This window comes from Paraoerskovia marina DSM 21750, from assembly GCF_000701465.1.
GTDB classification, from domain to species: domain Bacteria; phylum Actinomycetota; class Actinomycetes; order Actinomycetales; family Cellulomonadaceae; genus Paraoerskovia; species Paraoerskovia marina.
In genome coordinates this window covers 1113201-1129985 of record NZ_JNIY01000003.1, presented here as the reverse complement: position 1 = coordinate 1129985, position 16785 = coordinate 1113201, and the positions used below count along the sequence as shown (strand labels likewise).

The window sequence follows — 16785 nt, the reverse complement described above, 5'->3', positions numbered from 1 at the left end:
CCGGACAGCGTGCGCGACGGGTCCCCGTCGGCCAAGGAGGCGCACCGACGTCCAGCTCATCGTCCGCGCCGCCACCCGCCGTCGTGCCGCTCGGCCAGCCCCGCGAGCTCGAGACGCCCGAGCGCCGCGCGCGTCTCCGTGGTCGAGAGACCCGCGGCGCGTGCCAGACCGTCGACCGTGGCTCCGGAGCGGAGGGGCAGCGCCTCCCAGGTCGCACGATCCTCTGGCTCGAGCCCGTCCCCGGGCCGCGCGTCGCCCGGCGGCTCCGCACCGTACGACTCGCCGATCGATCCCACGAGCTCGAGAACCTCGTCCCCACCCGTGACACAGACCGCACCGTCACGCAGGAGCCGATGGCATCCCGTCGAGGCCGGAGACGTCACCGGCCCGGGCACCGCACCGACGGGTCGACCGAGCTCGACGGCCCGCGCCGCCGTGCTCAGCGATCCCGACCTCCACGCCGCCTCGACGACGACCGTCGCCCGGGAGGCCGCGGCGATCAGCCGGTTGCGATGCAGGAATCGGACACGGTTCGGCACAGAGCCCGGAGGGACCTCGCTCACGACGGCGCCGCCGCTCTCCATCAGCTCGCGCAGGATCTCAGAGTTCCCGGCGGGGTACAGCCGGTCGACGCCTCCGGCGAGGAAGGCGACCGTCGGTCCGCCGGCGACCAGCGCCGCACGGTGGGCCGCGGCGTCGATGCCGTAGGCACCCCCGGACACCGTCGTCGTCCGCCGGGCCGCGAGCGTGCCGGCGATCTCGTCGGTCACTCGTCGTCCGTACTCGGTGCAGGCTCGTGCTCCGACAAGTGCGACCGACCCCTGCATGAGAGATCGTAGGTCGTGCGCGCCCCGGACCCAGAGCGCGAAGGGTGCCGTCCGACCGAGATCGTCGATCGACTCCGGCCACATCTCGTCCCCGGGCACGAGCAGACGTCCTCCCAGCCGTTCGAGGACATGCACCTCCCGGAGGGGATCCGCGCACTCCAGACGCGGAGCCCACCGAGCGACCGCCCTCTGCAGTCGTGCCCGCGCAGGCAGGATCGCGGACTCCGGCCCCGAGGTCGACGAGGTGTTCGGCAGGTCGGCGCGACCTCCGACGAGGTCGTCCACCCACCGCAGCGCCGCCACCGCCCCCATCGACGCGACGAGGGCCGTGGCGACGAGGTCCCCGGGTTCCGCCAGTCGTGACCACGCGGCGGCGGCAAGCCGGGGGTCGTCGACGTCGCGAGGACTACGCACCGCTCCCCCTCGTCCGGAGCGCCAGGGCCTCGCCGATCTCGTCGCGTCCGGGCGCCTCGCGTCCGGCGAGATCGGCGAGCGTCCAGGCGATGCGCGTCGCGCGGTCCGCACCGCGAAGGCTGAGCGTCCCGCGCTCGACCGCGCGGTCCACGGCCGCCGCGCGGGAACCGAGGGGCCACCGGGAGCGCAGCGCCGGCCCTGGGACCTCCACGTTCGTCCGCCAGGGTGTCCCGGCGAGTCGCGCCCGCGCGACCGCCCGCGCCTCCTGGACACGGGCGCGGACGACCGCGGTGCTCTCGCCGGGGCTCGCCGTCGCCCGGCGCACCGGGAGCACGTCGACCTGGAGGTCGACGCGGTCCAGGAGCGGGCCCGAGAGCCGCCCGATGTAGCGCTGGACGTCGAGCGGTCGACACGTGCAGTCGAGCCCGCGGCCCACCCGCCGCCCGCACGGGCACGGGTTCGCGGCGAGCACCAGCTGGAACCTCGCCGGGAATCGCGACGCTCCCCGTGCGCGGTGTATCACCAGCTCGCCCTGCTCGAGCGGTTGCCGCAACGTCTGGAGCACGCGCGGGCTGAACTCCGGAGCCTCGTCCATGAAGAGCACGCCACGGTGGGCTCGCGACGCAGCACCGGGCCGCGGCACACCGGCACCTCCTCCGACCACCGACGCCGGCGTCGCGGTGTGGTGCGGGTCCTCGAACGGAGGGCGACGGAGGAGGCCGTGACCGGGATCGAACGTCCCGGCCATCGAGTGCACGGACGTGACCTCGACGGCAGCCTCGTCGTCGAGGTCGGGCAGGACTCCGGGAAGCCGCGACGCCAGCATCGTCTTGCCCGCACCGGGCGGGCCCACCATGAGCAGGTGATGCCCACCGGCCGCGGCGACCTCGATCGCACGCCGCGCCTCGGGCTGACCGACGACGTCCGCCAGGTCCCCGCTCGGCTGGTGGCGGACGGACACGGCCGGCCGGCGGAACGGGTCGGTCGGTTCGTCCTCGACGTCGACGCCGTGCAGCCGGAGTGTTCCCGCAAGGGTCGCGGCGCCGCGCACGCGCGCGCCGGGAACCAGGCTCGCCTCCTCGACGTCCGCCGACGCGACGACGACGTCGGGGAGTCCGGCGCGCACCGCCGCAGCGACCGCCGGCAGCACACCCCGCACCGGGTGCAGCCGCCCGTCCAGCCCGACCTCGGCGAGGTGCACGACCTCACGGACCTCCGCCCGGACGACGCCGGCACCGGCGAGGATCGCGACGGCGATCGCGAGGTCGAACCCCGTGCCCGTCTTGGGAAGCGAGGCCGGCGAGAGGTTCACGGTGATCTTCCGCTGGGGCCAGGGCACTCCGCTCGAGGCGACCGCGGCGCGCACACGGTCGCGGGACTCGTGCAGGGAGGTATCGGGGAGCCCGACCAGGACGAAGCCGGGGACCGAGGCGGCGACGTGCGCCTGGACCTCGACGACGTGCCCGGTCATCCCGAGGAGTGCGACCGCCCGGGTGGTTCCGAGGCCGCTCACCAGACGCCTCGCAGGTGCTCGATCTGCGCGGCACCCGCCCGCGCCACGACGACGGCGACCACGTCGATGCGCACGGATGCCGGGTGCGACCGGTCGAGGGATAGCCACTCCCCCGTGAGGCGACGGATGCGCGCCAGCTTCGCGGGCGTGACCGCCTCGGCCGGATGCCCCGACAAGACTCCTCGTCGTGTCTTGACCTCCACCGCGACCAGCACGTCCCCGTCCAGGGCGACGACGTCCAGCTCACCTCGCGCTGTCCGCCAGTTCCTTGCGACGATCTGCCAGCCCAACGACTCCAGATGCCGGACCGCGACACTCTCTCCGTACCGACCCACGGCGTCCTTCGCTCGCATGTCTCACCTCCACGACCGATGCTGCCGGTCGGACGGAGGGAGCGGGCGTGGGCCGACGAGGCCGTGGAGACGACGCGCCGTCGCGGGTGTCTGTGGACGAGTCTGGCGCGGTGCGGGGCGTCAGAGCTGAAGATCCGCCTTGGCGAGCTCCTCGACGTTGACGTCCTTGAACGTCACGACCCGGACGGACTTGACGAACCGTGCCGACCGGTAGACGTCCCAGACCCATGCGTCCGCCAGCGTGAGCTCGAAATACACCTCGCCCGCCGCCGACCGGACCTGGAGATCGACCTGGTTGGCGAGGTAGAAACGTCGCTCGGTCTCCACGACGTACGAGAAGAGCGAGACCACGTCTCGGTACTCGCGGTAGAGCGCGAGCTCCATGTCGGTCTCATAGTTCTCGAGGTCTTCTGCGCTCACTCGTCCATCATGAACCATCACACCAAATGGGGCGACCTACACGCTAACAATCCTCGGCACGCCCAATATTCGCCGTCGCCACGGACGAACTCATGGCGAGCACGACGGCGTGCAGCCATTCAGGGCAGTGGTGACTCTCCGCAAATCGCAGTTGGCACACGAAGCGATCCGGCTACCCCTCCCCACGCCACCACCGAGTCACCGCAGGCCTGGAGTCTCGTCACCCCGGCACCCGCGCGGCGAATGGAGTTACCCTTCGAGCGCGGCGTACGGTCCGCGCTTAGGTGGTCGCGGCTTCCCGTCCGGTTCCCGCACGAGGCCGAGGTCCACCCCAGTCCGTGCGGGGACGAGGTGGAACCCTGTCTTGCGTCGCGGGTTGTAGTCAATCACCTGCCCCGTTTCCTTTAGCCGAGCTTCGACCGCGTACAGGTTCCGCCATGACTCGTCACCCAACGGTTCGTCGTGCTCACGACGCCAGTACGAGTACACGGCGTTGCGGTACACGGAACCCTTGTGTTCCGGCTTGACCTTCCACGGCATGCGACGCCCACCGGCCTTGATCCCGCCTGCTGGTGGGATATCGGTGTGACGCTTCCTGAACATGCTTATTGCTGATGGGGTTACCTCGATGCCGAGGTGTTCCCGTAACCATGCTGAGATTTCAGCTGGTCCCATCCCGTCTTCCAACATCCTTGCTACACGGTCGTGTGGCAGTCGTGGTGCTGGCATTCCAGTTCTCCATCCACTAGGTGTTTCTTATGTTTTCAACCACCATAACAGGCGGTCTCGTGGGGCGCGAGGTGGGGGATGGCGTATGTCTTTTGTGATGGGTGGGGGTGTTGTTGCTGGTGGTGGTCGATACGTTCATAATGAACCATCAAGGGTCGACTGTGCCGCCTCGACAGGCGTGGGCAACGTCTCGGCTCCTGGAATCTTCCAGCTCCGGCGGTGCTGCGGCGTCGTGCCGAGCCGACGGATCGCGTCGACGTGCGCGGCCGATGCGTATCCCTTGTTGCTGTCCCACCGGTAGGCGGGGTACTGGCGAGCGAGCCCGGCGACCAGGGCGTCACGTTCCGTCTTGGCCAGCACGCTGGCGGCAGCCACGGACGCGCAGGTCATGTCTGCCTTGACGAGAGTGCGTACGGCGGGATCCGGGGGCCCGTCGTCGATGTCCAGCTCGGCGGACGCGAAGAGGTCGAACCCCGCGGGACGGGAGAGCCAGTCGTGCGAACCGTCGAGCAGGACGACGTCGACCGGGCCGACCTGTCGACGAACCTGGGCCAGCGCCCTCAGCCCGGCGATGCGCAGAGCCGTGACGATCCCGTGCGCGTCGATCTCGGCGGGTCCCGCGTGGCCGACCGCCCAGCCCACGGCCCAGGCGCGTGTCGGCTCGACCAGTCGCGCCCGCGCCCGCGGCGTCAGGAGCTTCGAGTCCGTCAGCCCCGTCGGGCAAGGACCGGTGGACGCGTCGACGACCGCCACACCCACGCTGACGGGCCCCGCGAGGGCGCCACGCCCGACCTCGTCCATGCCGGCGACGACGCGCGCGCCGGCGCCGAGCAGCGCGCGCTCGTGCCGAAGATCGGGAGGATCGGTGGTCACGGCTCGGGGACGTCGGCGAAGACGTCACCGGGATTGTGGAGCACCGCGAACCGGTCGAACGGCCAGACACGGATGAAGGCGGACCCGGTCACGTCGTCGAGCGGCACGAATCCGCCTCCAGGGTCGCCGAGGTGATAGCGGGAGTCGCCCGAGTGCTGTCGGTTGTCGCCCATGACGAACAGCGAGTCCGCGGGCACCGTGACGTCGAACTCGACCTCGCTGGGGATCGACCCCGGCTTCAGGTACGGCTCGTCGAGGGGCTCGCCGTTGACGCTGACGCGACCCTCGGCGTCACAGCACTCGACATGGTCGCCGGCGACCCCGATCGTCCGCTTGATCAGATGGTCTCCCGTGTCCTGGGGCCGCAGCCCGATCCAGGTCAGGACGCTGCCGATCGGGGTCTGCGGGTCCGAGCGTTGCGCCGGCAGCCACCCGCCGGGGTCGGTGAACACGACGATGTCCCCGCGGTGGACGTCGAAGACGCCGGGGACGAGGCGGGAGACCATGACGCGGTCGTCGACCTGCAGCGTGTCCTCCATCGACTCGCTGGGGATGAAGAACGCCTGGATGAGGAAGGTCTTGATGAGCCAGGAGAGCACGAGCGCGCTGACGAGGATGATCGCGATCTCCCGCAGCAGGGCGCCTCCGCCCCGGGCCCCGTCCTCGTGATGCCGCCCCGATTCGGTGGCGAGGCCGTTGTCGTCGATGTCGTCACGGGTCACGAGCACACTCTCCCACGCCGGACGCGACCGGAGAAACGTCCGCGCCCCGGGTACGCGAACGGGCGGCCACCCCGAAGGGTGACCGCCCGAAGCGAGAGATCAGGAGTTGGTGCGCTTCTCCTTGATCTTGGCCTTCTTGCCGCGCAGCGAGCGCAGGTAGTACAGCTTGGCGCGACGGACGTCACCGCGGGTGACGACCTCGACCGTGTCGATCGTCGGGGAGTGCACGGGGAACGTGCGCTCGACGCCGACGCCGAAGCTGACCTTGCGGACGGTGAACGTCTCGCGGACGCCGTGGCCCGAGCGAGAGATGACCGCGCCCTGGAACGCCTGGACGCGCGAGCGGTTGCCCTCGACGACCTTGACGTTGACCTTCAGCGTGTCGCCGGCGCGGAACTCCGGGATGTCGTCGCGCAGGCTCGCTGCGTCGACCGAATCAAGGGTGTGCATGTTCTTCTCCCCGCCCGCCACAGGTCGGACGCGTCTCGAGGCTCTCGACGAGAGCCGGTGTCGGTACGAAAGGTGGCGACGTCGCGACCGGGCACAGGCCCGGTCCTCAGGTCAGCAGAGAAGTCTCTGCACGCCGTCCCCCGTGGCAGAAGACGTGGACCGACGCACACCAAAGGACGATTATGCCACAGGAGCCGGCGGTGTCGGCACCAGGCGTCCGGCCTCGACCACCCATCCGAGCTCCTCCAGGACGGCACGGTCGTGCTTGTCGAGCGCCGCGGCGTCGAGATCCTGGATCATGTCCGGCCGGCGCGCGGCGGTCCTGCGGAGCGCCTCGTCCCTCCGCCACCGGGCGATACGTGCATGATGGCCAGAGAGAAGCACCTCGGGGGCGTCGTAGCCGTCCCAGGACGGCGGACGGGTGTAGACCGGGTACTCGAGCAGACCTGCCGCACCGTGCGACTCCTCGACGAGCGACTCCGGGTTCCCGATCACACCGGGCAGGAGGCGCGCGACGGCCTCGACCATCACCATCGTGGCGACCTCTCCCCCGTTGAGCACGTAGTCGCCGATCGACAGCTCGCTCACACGACCGCCGGCCGCGCGATGGCGTTCCGCGACCCGTGCGTCGATCCCCTCGTACCGGCCGCACGCGAAGACGAGCTGCTCCTCGCCGCTGAGAGCCTCGGCGGTCCGCTGCGTGAAGGTGCGTCCCGAGGGGGTCGGGACCACCAGGTGCGCCCCGGGCTGCGCACAGGCGTCGAGGGCCTGGCCCCAGACGTCCGGCCGCATGACCATCCCGGCGCCCCCGCCGAGCGGGGAGTCGTCGACGGTCCGGTGCCGGTCCGTCGTCCAGTCCCGCAGGTCGTGGACCCGCAGGTCCAGTAGCCCCGAGGTCCTCGCCTTGCCGACCAGGGAGAGGTCGAGCGCCCGGAGGTAGTCGGGGAAGATCGTGACGACGTCGATCCGCATCAGGACCCGCTCGTCTCGTCGGAGATCTCCAGGTTCGCGGCGTCTCGCGCCAGGAGTCCGCCGGGCGGGTCGAGGACGACGCGGCCTCCGTCCACGTCGACGACGGGGACGAAGACCGTCACGAACGGTACGAGGGTCCGCTCGCCGCCGAGCTCGCGGACCACGAGCAGGTCGTGCGCCGCGCCGGGCTCGAGGCCGGCGACCTCTCCCACGTGCGTGCCGTCGACGAGCTCGACGCGCAGCCCGGTCAGCTCGTGCGGGTACCAGGCGTCGGGCTCGTCCGACGCCTCGACGTCGACGACGAGCTCCGTCCCGCGCAGCGCCTCGGCGGCGTTGCGGTCCTGCGCCTCGGCGAACGTGACGAACCAGCGGCCGTCGAGCGACCGGTGCCGGGCGACCGTCAGCGGGCCGACGTCAGCCGGACGCGTCCGGAGGGCCTGCCCGACGGCGAACCTCGCCTCGGGCGTGTCGGTACGCACCTCGAGCCCCACCTCGCCGCGCAACCCGTGCGCGCGGCCGATCTTTGCAACGGTGAGCTCCATCGGTCCTCCTCCTGGCCGCGGCGTCAGGCTCGCGGCGCGTCAACGACGACGAGGCCCGGCCCCCTGGGGGACCGGGCCTCGTCATCACTACTCAGCGACGATCGACGTCGACGACGTCCACGCGCACAGGGCCCGTGGCGATCGCTCCGACGACGGTGCGCAGCGCTCGTGCTGTCCGGCCGCCTCGGCCGATGACCCGGCCGAGATCTTCCGGGTGGACCCGGACCTCGAGGAGGTCACCGCGTCGCAGCGTCCGGTTCGAGACCTGGACGTCGTCCGGGTGATCGACGATCCCCCGGACGAGGTGCTCGAGCGCGTCGGCAAGCATCAGGCCTGCTCGTCTGCCGTCTCAGCGGCAGCCTTGGCGGCCTCCGCCGACTTCTTCTCGGCAGCCTTGGCCTTGGCCTTCTCGGCCTCGGCGTGGACGGCCTCGACCGCAGCAGCGGTGTCGCCGGCGTCGCCCTTGGTGCGCAGGGTGCCCTCGGCGCCCGGCAGACCCTTGTGCTTCTGCCAGTCACCGGTGATCTTGAGCAGTGCAGCGACCTGCTCGGTCGGCTGAGCGCCGACGCCGAGCCAGTACTGCGCACGCTCGGAGTTGATCTCGATGAACGAGGGCTCCTCGGTGGGGTGGTACTTGCCGATCTCCTCGATCACACGACCGTCGCGCTTGGTGCGCGAGTCGGCGACGACGACACGGTAGTAGGGCGCACGGATCTTACCGAGGCGCTTGAGACGAATCTTGGTGGCCACTAGGTGGTCTCTCCTGTTTCACGTGGTGGTGACTGATCCGCGTCCTCGTGGGGCGAGGAGGCTGACCGTGTCGGGACACGGCGTCGCGCGGTGAGAGGGGCCGGGCACGCCGAGTACCTGCCCATTGTGCCAGACGGATCACCGGCCGGTCCACACGCCGCCCGTGACGTCGACGACGGCTATCGAGCGGTCGCGAGCGAACCGCCGACGATCTCTCCGCGCAGGACGATCGCCGCGGGGTGCTTGAGGACACCGACGTCGAGCCGCGGGTCCTCCGGGTAGACGACGAAGTCCGCCGACGCCCCCTCGACGAGCGACCCGTAGCCGAGGAACGCGCGGCCCTCCCAGCTCGCGGCGGCGACGACGTCGCGCGCGGGCAGTCCTGCCTCGACGAGCTCGGCGCACTCCGCCGCCAGACGACCGTGGTCGATCGTCCCGCCCGCGTCGGTGCCGACGAGCAGCTGGATCCCCGCGTCGTACATCTCCCGCACCTGCTCGTAGCGTCGCTCGTGCATGCCGCGGAGCCGGCGTGCGAAGACGTCGTACTTGCCGGCGGCCTGGTCGGCGATCTGCTCGAACCGCGAGACCTGCAGCAACGTCGGAGTCACGGCGATCCCCCGCTCGGAGATCTCGTACATGATCTCCGGTGCGATCCCCGTGCCGTGCTCGATACAGTCGACCCCTGCCTCGACGAGGTCCGGGATGACCTCCGCGGAGAACGCGTGGACGGTGACGCGTGCCGCCTCGGCATGGGCCGCCTCGACTGCCCCGACGAGCTGTTCGCGGGTCCACAACGGGCGAAGGTCGGCCCCGGGGCCCATGTCCCGGTCGATCCAGTCACCGACGAGCTTGACCCAGCCGTCGCCGGTGCGCGCCTCGGCCCGGACGACGTCGGCCAGCTGTGACGGGTCCTCGAGCTCGAGGCCGTAGTTGCGCAGGTAGCGCCGCGGGCGGGCGATGTGCCGCCCCGCGCGGACGAGCCGCGGCAGGTCCGGGCGCTGCTGGACCCACCGCGTGTCGGCGGGCGATCCCGCGTCGCGGATCAGAAGGACTCCGGCGTCCCTGTCCGCCCGCGCCTGCGCCTCGGCGACGTCCTCGTCGACGGGACCGTCGGCCCCGAGGCCGACGTGGCAGTGCACGTCGACGAGCCCCGGGACGACCCACCCTGACAGCTCTGTCATGTTGGTGCCCTGGGCGGACGGCCGCGTCAGACTGAGCGCACCGTCCTTCACCCATGCGTCGCCGACCTCTTGGTCTGCGCCCAGGATGACGTGGCCTGAGACGTGGATCGTCGGGCCCTCAAGTGCAGACAATGCGACCTCCGTGTCGTGTGTCGAACGGGCCTAGCGGCCCAGATACTTCTGCAGCTCCGCCAGGTCGACGTCCTCGGGGGGCGTCGTCGGCCCGCCGCCGAAGGCCGAGCCGGGCGCCTGCGCCTTGCTGGTCGTCTCGCCCCGCTCCTGCGCGGCACGCTTGGCCGGGTTGCCCGACTTCCCCTTGCGCTTCTTCGCGGGGGCCTGCATGCGACCCTTCGCCTTCTTGCCGCTGCCACCCATGGCCGGCATCCCCGGCATCCCCGGCATGCCGCCGCCCTTGCCCATCTGACGCATCATCTTCTGGGCCTGGGTGAAGCGTTCGAGCAGCTGGTTGACGTCGCTCGTGCGGACGCCCGAGCCCTTGGCGATCCGTGCGCGTCGCGACCCGTTGATCACGCGCGGGTTCTCGCGCTCGCCGGGGGTCATCGAGTTGATGATCGCCTCGATGCGGTCGACCTCGCGCTCGTCGAAGTTCTCGATGGCGTCCCGCATCTGGCCCATGCCCGGCAGCATGCCGAGCATCTTCTTCATCGAGCCCATCTTCTTCATCTGCTGCATCTGCACCAGGAAGTCGGCGAGCGTGAAGTCCTCTCCCGACGCGACCTTGGCCGCCATCTTCTCGGCCTCTTGGGCGTCGAAGGTCCGCTCGGCCTGCTCGATCAGCGTCAGGACGTCGCCCATGTCCAGGATGCGCGACGCCATCCGGTCGGGGTGGAACGCCTCAAACTCGGTGAGCTTCTCACCGGTGGACGCGAACAGGATCGGGCGGCCGGTGACCTTCGCGACCGACAGGGCGGCACCACCGCGTGCGTCGCCGTCGAGCTTGGAGAGCACGACACCGGTGAAGTCGACACCCTCGAGGAAGGCCTGGGCCGTGGTGACGGCGTCCTGGCCGATCATCGCGTCGATGACGAACAGCACCTCGTCCGGTGAGATCGCCTCGCGGATGTCGGCCGCCTGCTGCATCAGCAGCTCGTCGACGCCGAGACGGCCGGCCGTGTCGACGATCACGACGTCGTGCTCGCGCGCCCGGGCCGTCGCCACACCGTCGCGGGCGACGCCGACCGGGTCGCCGACGACCTCGTCGGTCTCGGCGCCCTGGTTCCCGGGGTGCGGCGCGTGCACGGGGACGCCCGCGCGCTCACCGACCACCTGCAGCTGGGTGACGGCGTTGGGGCGCTGCAGGTCGGCGGCCACGAGGATCGGGGTGTGGCCGCGACCCTTCAGGTCGAGGGCCAGCTTCCCGGCCAGGGTCGTCTTTCCCGCACCCTGGAGCCCCGCGAGCATGATCACCGTCGGCGGTGTCTTCGCCAGGTTCAGCGACCGGGACTCCCCGCCGAGGATCCCGACGAGCTCGTCGTTGACGATCTTGACGACCTGCTGGGCAGGGTTCAGCGCACCGGAGACCTCCGCGGAGAGCGCTCGCTCGCGCACCGACGCGGTGAACTCACGCACCACCGGGACGGCGACGTCGGCATCGAGGAGCGCGCGACGGATCTCGCGCACGGTGGCATCGATGTCCGCCTCGGAGAGCCGGCCCTTGGTGCGCAGGTTCTTGAAGGTGGACGTCAGACGGTCCGACAGGGTGGAGAACACCGCATGGATCCTTTGGGGTCGTGGAGCAGAGCCGTCCCAGCCTACCGTCCGGCGGCCGGATCCCGACCCTCGGGCGGCAGGGAGGGCTCGAGTGCGTGCCGGGCCGCACCCACCAGCCGGTCGACGAGGCGCGCGCGCCAGGTCGTCCACGCCCCCGGACCGAGAGATGCGCCGTCTGCCTCCGTGAGCACCCGCAGGACCTCGAGGAGGTCCGTCCGACCGTCCACGGCGTCGACGAGCTCACGCACCGTCGCCGGGTCGTCGGGGTCCGCGGTCACGGCGAGCCGGGAGAGCGTGAGGTGGTGCCGCACGAGCCGGGCGACGTCGTCCGCCGCCCCGTCACCGAAGCCCATGCGCGCGACGGCTGCGCGGGCCAGCGGCTCGCCGGCGACGGAGTGGTCCTCGACGCCCGCGCGCTTGCCGATGTCGTGCAGGAGGCACGACAGCAGGAGCAGGTCGATCCGTTCCACGGAGCGCCGTCCCGACGAGGCGAGCGCGACCACCTCGATCATGTGCCGGTCGACCGTGTGGCGGTGGACGGCGGCCCGCTGGGGCCGGTTGCGCACCCCCTCCCACTCCGGGATCCAGCTGGTCACGACCCCCGCGAGGTCCAGCGCCTCCCACACGGGGACCTGGGCGTGCCCCGAGCCGAGCAGGTGCAGCAGCTCCGTCCTGGCCGCGGTCGGCCACGGGACCGGCAGCGACGGGCAGGCCGACAGGCTGGCGACCGTCACCGGCGAGAGCGCGAGCCCGGTCCGGGCGGCCACGGCCCCGGCGCGCAGAGCCAGCATGGGGTCGGTCTCCGGCGTCGCGCCGACGGCAAGGACGAGCTCGCCGTCGTGCTCGACCAGGCCGGGACCCGCAGACCGGAGCCGCGGCGCAGCACGTCGTCCGCGGACGAGCAGCGGGCGCCGGGCGGGTGGTCGCTGCAACGCGCGGCGCGCTCGGCGGATGGTCCCGTCGAGGGCGTACGAGACCTCCCGGCCCGAGGCGGCCAGGCTGCCGAGCAGGTCGTCCGGGTCGTCGTAGCCCGCGAGCGCCGCGACGTCGTCCAGGTCGCCGAGACTCAGACGGTGCGAGTGTCGACCCGTGACGACCTGCAGCGCGTCGCGGACGTCGAGCAGGTGCGCGTGCGCCCGGTCGACGGCACCGTGGGGCCGGTCGGTGAGCCACGTCGCGGCCAGGGCCGAGAGCACGACGGCGTCGCGGATCCCTCCCCGGGCCTCCTTGAGGTCCGGCTCGATCAGGTAGGCGAGCTCACCGAACTTCTCGGCGCGTTCGCGGACCGACGTCAGGAGGTCCGGAAGGCGCCGACGCGAGGCGTCCCGCCAGTCGGCGAGGACGGCGCTCGCGGCACGGTGCACGACGACGGCGTCGCCGGCGATCGCCCGGACGTCGAGCCAACCCACCGCCGCCGGCACGTCCGTGGACGCGACCTGTCGGCACTGGCTCAGCGATCGAACGGCGTGGTCGACGTCGACGCCCGAGTCCCAGAGCGGGTACCAGATCCGGTCGGCCACCACGCCGACCTCGGCGGCGGAGCGGACTCGCCCGTCGTAGACGAGGACGAGGTCCAGGTCGCTGGCCGGTCCGAACTCCCCGCGGCCGAGACTCCCGACCGCGGCGAGCGCCATCCCGTGACTCTCCTCCCCCTGCAGCGCGTGCGACCACAGTGCGGCGAGGCGCTCGACGACGAGCTCGCCGAGCGCCTCTCGCCGTGCGACACCGCTGCGGCCGGGCCCGGTCAACGACCGGGCGAGGGTGGTGATCTCAGCGCGGAGGCCCCGCACCCCTGTGGGGTCCGGGGCCTCCGTGTCAGCGTCGGACATGAGCCGTCACAGTGCGCCTGCGCCGTGCTCGCCGGTGCGGACCCGGACGACGTCCTCGACGGGGACCGTCCAGACCTTGCCGTCACCGATCCGGCCGGTCTGCGCGGCCTGGACGACGACGTCGGTCACCGTCGGGGCGGTCTCGTCGTCGACGAGCACCTCGATCCGGACCTTGGGGACCAGGTCCACCGTGTACTCGGCGCCGCGGTACACCTCGGTGTGCCCCTTCTGCCGGCCGTACCCGCTGGCCTCCGAGACCGTCATGCCGCGGATCCCTGCTGCCTCCAGCGACGTCTTCACGTCGTCGAGACGGTGCGGCTGGATGATTCCTGTGACGAGCTTCATGCTCGAACCTCCTTGATGGTGCCGCCCTGTGCGGCGATCTCGTACGCGGACTCCCCGTGGACGGCGAGGTCGATACCGCCGACCTCGTCCTCCTCGCTGATGCGCCAGCCGATGGTCGACTTCAGGATCAACCCGATCACGAGCGTCACGATCCCGGCGAACGCCACGGCGACGAGTGCGATGAGGATCTGGACGACGAGCTGCTCGACGCCCCCACCGTAGAAGAGACCGGTCTCGGTCGCGAGGAAGCCGATCGCCACGGTGCCCCAGAGGCCGGAGACCAGGTGCACGCCGACCACGTCGAGCGAGTCGTCGTAGCCGAACTTGAACTTCAGGCCGACCGCCAGGGCGGACAGGACACCGGCGACGGCGCCGACGGCGAGCGAACCGACCGGGCTGACGGAACCGGCGGCCGGCGTGATGGCGACCAGACCTGCGACGACGCCGGACGCGGCACCGAGGGAGGTGGCCGAGCCGTCGCGCAGCTTCTCGGTCACGAGCCATCCGATCACGGCGGCCGCGGTCGCGGTGGTGGTGTTGACCCAGGCGAGGCCGGCGAAGCCGTCGGCCGTGAAGGCCGAGCCACCGTTGAATCCGAACCAGCCGAACCACAGGAGCGCAGCACCCAGCATGACGAGCGTGAGGTTGTGCGGACGCATCGGCTCCTTGCCGAAGCCCTTGCGCTTGCCGATGATGATGGCGAGCACGAGCGCCGCGATACCGGCGTTGATGTGCACCACGGTGCCACCGGCGAAGTCGATCGGAGCGACGCTCGCGACCTCGTCGGCCCCCGTGCCGGTGGTGCCGAAGACCATCGCCGCCAGGCCGTCGGCCGAGCCGGAGAGGAAGCCGCCGCCCCACACCATGTGGGCGAGCGGGAAGTAGCAGACGGTGACCCAGATGGCCGTGAAGATCATCCAGGTACCGAACTTGACGCGGTCGGCCAGCGCACCGGAGATCAGCGCGACGGTGATGATGGCGAACGTCGCCTGGAACCCGACACCGACGATGTTCGGCACACCGAACCCGTCGATGAGGAACTCACCCGACTCGTCGTAGATCGCGCCCTGCAGCCCGAACTGGTCGAACGGGTTTCCGAAGATGCCGCCGACGTCCGCCCCGTAGGACATCGACCACCCCCAGAGCACGTAGACCACGGCGACGACCGCGATCGACCCGAACGACATCATCATCATGTTCAGGACGGACTTGGTCCGTACCATCCCGCCGTAAAAGAACGCCAGTCCCGGCGTCATCAGGAGCACGAGGGATGCCGACATCAGCATCCACGCGGTCGCTCCGGTGTCCAGCTCCACCATGGTCAGTCTCCCCTCGTCGGCCCGGGCGGCCGATCTGGGTCAACCTTCGAAGACGCGGGTTTCCGCCGATAGGTCGTCGTGTTACGAGCGTGTGACAGGCGTCATCGGCGGGTAACCATCATGTTTCGCGTCTCGGCGTCCGAGACGACGGCTACGCCGGGTCGCCGAGGAGTGCGTCGACGAACTCGGCCGGGTCGAAGGGTGCGAGGTCGTCGGGGCCCTCACCGAGACCGACCAGCTTGACCGGCACCCCGAGCTCGCGCTGCACGGCGACGACGATCCCGCCCTTGGCCGTGCCGTCCAGCTTGGTGAGCACGATGCCCGTGACGCCTGCGACCTCCCCGAAGACCCGGGCCTGGGTCATGCCGTTCTGCCCCGTCGTCGCGTCGAGGACGAGAAGCACCTCCGCGAGCGGTGCCTCCTTCGTGATCACCCGACGGATCTTGCCGAGCTCGTCCATCAGCCCGGCCTTGTTCTGCAGACGGCCGGCCGTGTCCACGAGCACGACGTCGGTCCCGTCCTCGCGACCGCGACGCACCGCGTCGAACGCGACGGACGCCGGGTCGCCACCCTCGCGCTCGGAACGGACGGTGGGTACGCCGACACGGGCACCCCAGGTCTCGAGCTGGTCGGCCGCGGCGGCACGGAACGTGTCCGCGGCTCCGAGGACGACCGAGCTCCCGTCCGCGACGAGCACCCGTGCCAGCTTTCCGACGGTCGTGGTCTTCCCGGTCCCGTTGACACCGACGACGAGAGTGACCGCGGGGACGGTGACGCCGTCCTCCCTCGTGACCCGCTGCGTCGCCAGGCTCCGGTCGAGCTCCGGGTCGATGATCTCGAGCAGGGCGGAGCGCAGCATGGCGCGGACCGCTGCCGGGTCACGCACGCCCTCGACGCGGACCCGCGTCCGCAGGCCGTCGACGATCTCCCCCGTGGCCCCCGCACCGACGTCGGCGAGCAGGAGGATCTCCTCGATCTCGTCCCAGTCGTCCTCGGTGAGGCTGTCACGCGACAGGACGGCGAGCAGCGCCGATCCGAGCGGCGAGCCGGACCGGGCGAGCCGGTCCCGCAGCCGCGTGAGCCGACCAGCGGTGGGTGCGGGCGTCTCCGTCGACGGCGCGGCAGCCTTCGCCGGCAGGCTCTCGGCCTCGCCCTCGGCCTCGGGCACCTCCGCCTGGTCCGGTCCGCGCTCGTCCAGGGTCGGTGGCTTCTTGGCCCCTCGTCCCCGCGGCGCGAGGAGGACGTAGAGCAGTCCTGCCACGACGAGAACTGCGAGAAGGATCCAGAGCCAGGTGAGATCGGTCGCGTTTGTCACGCGCTGATTCTCTCAGACCTCCGTGGGCTCCTCAGGCTGGGCGTGCTCGCGGGGCCTGACCGTCCCGATCCGGACGTGGCCCCGGGCGGTGCGGGCGGCGTCGACGGCCCGTGCGCCCGTCCGGGCCCACGACTCGGTGACGTCGGTGGCGTCCATGTACGGGTTCCCGTCCTCCTGCGTCGCCGCGAAGAAGTCCCCCATGCGCGTCTCGACCGGCTGCTCCGGGTCCTGCCGGCCGGTCGCCGTGCCCGCACGACGCTGCCGGCGACGCTCACGCATCGCGTCCGTGGCACTCCGCAGGTCGTCGACAAAACCGCGGACGCCGCGACCCTTCTGGCCCGACTCCATGCCCGCGACGGTTCCCGCGTACACGAAGACCACGCACGCGACGAGAAGGGCTATACCCCACCACAGGAACATTCCAAGCATGTAGACAGTGTGCAGGAGCGTGCGGCACCCGACACGCCGACATCACCGTTGTCATCGAACTGTCACACGAT

18 protein-coding genes are annotated in these 16785 nt (G+C 71.1%); all 18 read right to left on the bottom strand.

Features of this window, described 5'->3' with window-relative positions; translation table 11 throughout:
- Nucleotides 1-56 precede the first annotated feature (56 nt).
- Nucleotides 57-1241 carry a DNA-processing protein DprA gene (dprA, locus tag Q343_RS0105360; protein ID WP_043109268.1) on the bottom strand — a complete coding sequence of 395 codons (1185 nt, stop codon included), beginning with the start codon at nt 1239-1241 and terminating at the stop codon, nt 57-59.
- Nucleotides 1234-2712, bottom strand: a complete 1479-nt coding sequence (locus Q343_RS0105355; protein WP_052366934.1) for a YifB family Mg chelatase-like AAA ATPase — start codon at nt 2710-2712, stop codon at nt 1234-1236. The genes dprA and Q343_RS0105355 overlap by 8 nt, the downstream gene beginning before the upstream one ends.
- Before the next feature lie 38 nt (nt 2713-2750).
- Nucleotides 2751-3107 carry a YraN family protein gene (locus tag Q343_RS0105350; protein ID WP_029252554.1) on the bottom strand — a complete coding sequence of 119 codons (357 nt, stop codon included), beginning with the start codon at nt 3105-3107 and terminating at the stop codon, nt 2751-2753.
- Nucleotides 3108-3227: 120 nt separating this feature from the next.
- The gene (locus tag Q343_RS0105345) at nt 3228-3527 is read right to left on the bottom strand and encodes a DUF2469 domain-containing protein (RefSeq protein WP_029252553.1); all 300 of its coding nucleotides are present in this window, start codon (nt 3525-3527) and stop codon (nt 3228-3230) included.
- 864 nt (nt 3528-4391) lie between these two features.
- The gene (locus Q343_RS0105340) at nt 4392-5129 is read right to left on the bottom strand and encodes a ribonuclease HII (RefSeq protein WP_052366871.1); all 738 of its coding nucleotides are present in this window, start codon (nt 5127-5129) and stop codon (nt 4392-4394) included.
- Nucleotides 5126-5851 carry a signal peptidase I gene (gene lepB, locus Q343_RS0105335; RefSeq protein WP_231959188.1) on the bottom strand — a complete coding sequence of 242 codons (726 nt, stop codon included), beginning with the start codon at nt 5849-5851 and terminating at the stop codon, nt 5126-5128. The genes Q343_RS0105340 and lepB overlap by 4 nt, the downstream gene beginning before the upstream one ends.
- Before the next feature lie 99 nt (nt 5852-5950).
- On the bottom strand, nt 5951-6301 hold the full coding sequence (gene rplS / locus Q343_RS0105330) for a 50S ribosomal protein L19 (RefSeq protein WP_029252550.1): 351 nt from the start codon (nt 6299-6301) through the stop codon (nt 5951-5953).
- Nucleotides 6302-6481: 180 nt separating this feature from the next.
- On the bottom strand, nt 6482-7273 hold the full coding sequence (gene trmD / locus Q343_RS0105325; RefSeq protein WP_029252549.1) for a tRNA (guanosine(37)-N1)-methyltransferase TrmD: 792 nt from the start codon (nt 7271-7273) through the stop codon (nt 6482-6484).
- On the bottom strand, nt 7273-7815 hold the full coding sequence (gene rimM / locus Q343_RS0105320; protein ID WP_029252548.1) for a ribosome maturation factor RimM: 543 nt from the start codon (nt 7813-7815) through the stop codon (nt 7273-7275). Before rimM ends, trmD begins: the two co-directional genes overlap by 1 nt.
- A 91-nt stretch (nt 7816-7906) precedes the next feature.
- Complete coding sequence (locus Q343_RS0105315) at nt 7907-8143, bottom strand: RNA-binding protein (protein WP_029252547.1); 237 nt, start codon at nt 8141-8143, stop codon at nt 7907-7909.
- The gene (gene rpsP / locus Q343_RS0105310) at nt 8143-8565 is read right to left on the bottom strand and encodes a 30S ribosomal protein S16 (protein ID WP_029252546.1); all 423 of its coding nucleotides are present in this window, start codon (nt 8563-8565) and stop codon (nt 8143-8145) included. Before rpsP ends, Q343_RS0105315 begins: the two co-directional genes overlap by 1 nt.
- Nucleotides 8566-8744: 179 nt before the next feature.
- Nucleotides 8745-9878 (bottom strand): amidohydrolase family protein, encoded by a 1134-nt coding sequence (locus Q343_RS0105305; RefSeq protein ID WP_029252545.1) that lies wholly within the window; start codon nt 9876-9878, stop codon nt 8745-8747.
- A gap of 30 nt (nt 9879-9908) precedes the next feature.
- The gene (gene ffh / locus Q343_RS0105300) at nt 9909-11477 is read right to left on the bottom strand and encodes a signal recognition particle protein (protein ID WP_029252544.1); all 1569 of its coding nucleotides are present in this window, start codon (nt 11475-11477) and stop codon (nt 9909-9911) included.
- Nucleotides 11478-11518: 41 nt separating this feature from the next.
- Nucleotides 11519-13306: a [protein-PII] uridylyltransferase family protein gene (locus tag Q343_RS0105295; RefSeq protein WP_052366870.1), complete on the bottom strand. Its 1788-nt coding sequence runs from the start codon at nt 13304-13306 to the stop codon at nt 11519-11521.
- Nucleotides 13307-13312: 6 nt separating this feature from the next.
- The gene (locus tag Q343_RS0105290; RefSeq protein WP_029252542.1) at nt 13313-13651 is read right to left on the bottom strand and encodes a P-II family nitrogen regulator; all 339 of its coding nucleotides are present in this window, start codon (nt 13649-13651) and stop codon (nt 13313-13315) included.
- Nucleotides 13648-14970 (bottom strand): ammonium transporter, encoded by a 1323-nt coding sequence (locus Q343_RS0105285; protein ID WP_029252541.1) that lies wholly within the window; start codon nt 14968-14970, stop codon nt 13648-13650. The genes Q343_RS0105290 and Q343_RS0105285 overlap by 4 nt, the downstream gene beginning before the upstream one ends.
- A gap of 151 nt (nt 14971-15121) precedes the next feature.
- A complete protein-coding gene (ftsY, locus tag Q343_RS0105280) occupies nt 15122-16285 on the bottom strand; it encodes a signal recognition particle-docking protein FtsY (RefSeq protein ID WP_029252540.1) in 1164 nt (387 codons plus the stop codon).
- A gap of 12 nt (nt 16286-16297) precedes the next feature.
- Nucleotides 16298-16714, bottom strand: coding sequence for a hypothetical protein (locus tag Q343_RS0105275; RefSeq protein WP_155990632.1), 417 nt, complete (start codon nt 16712-16714; stop codon nt 16298-16300).
- Nucleotides 16715-16785 lie beyond the last annotated feature (71 nt).

Bases quoted from the DNA above. Each gene is read 5' to 3' on its own strand.
- Q343_RS0105355 (WP_052366934.1), bottom strand. From the start codon at position 2,712: ATGACCGGGCACGTCGTCGAGGTCCAGGCGCACGTCGCCGCCTCGGTC.
- Q343_RS0105350 (WP_029252554.1), bottom strand. From the start codon at position 3,107: ATGCGAGCGAAGGACGCCGTGGGTCGGTACGGAGAGAGTGTCGCGGTC.
- rplS (WP_029252550.1), bottom strand. From the start codon at position 6,301: ATGCACACCCTTGATTCGGTCGACGCAGCGAGCCTGCGCGACGACATC.
- trmD (WP_029252549.1), bottom strand. From the start codon at position 7,273: ATGCGGATCGACGTCGTCACGATCTTCCCCGACTACCTCCGGGCGCTC.
- rimM (WP_029252548.1), bottom strand. From the start codon at position 7,815: ATGGAGCTCACCGTTGCAAAGATCGGCCGCGCGCACGGGTTGCGCGGC.
- Q343_RS0105315 (WP_029252547.1), bottom strand. From the start codon at position 8,143: ATGCTTGCCGACGCGCTCGAGCACCTCGTCCGGGGGATCGTCGATCAC.
- Q343_RS0105295 (WP_052366870.1), bottom strand. From the start codon at position 13,306: ATGTCCGACGCTGACACGGAGGCCCCGGACCCCACAGGGGTGCGGGGC.
- Q343_RS0105290 (WP_029252542.1), bottom strand. From the start codon at position 13,651: ATGAAGCTCGTCACAGGAATCATCCAGCCGCACCGTCTCGACGACGTG.
- Q343_RS0105285 (WP_029252541.1), bottom strand. From the start codon at position 14,970: ATGGTGGAGCTGGACACCGGAGCGACCGCGTGGATGCTGATGTCGGCA.
- Q343_RS0105275 (WP_155990632.1), bottom strand. From the start codon at position 16,714: ATGCTTGGAATGTTCCTGTGGTGGGGTATAGCCCTTCTCGTCGCGTGC.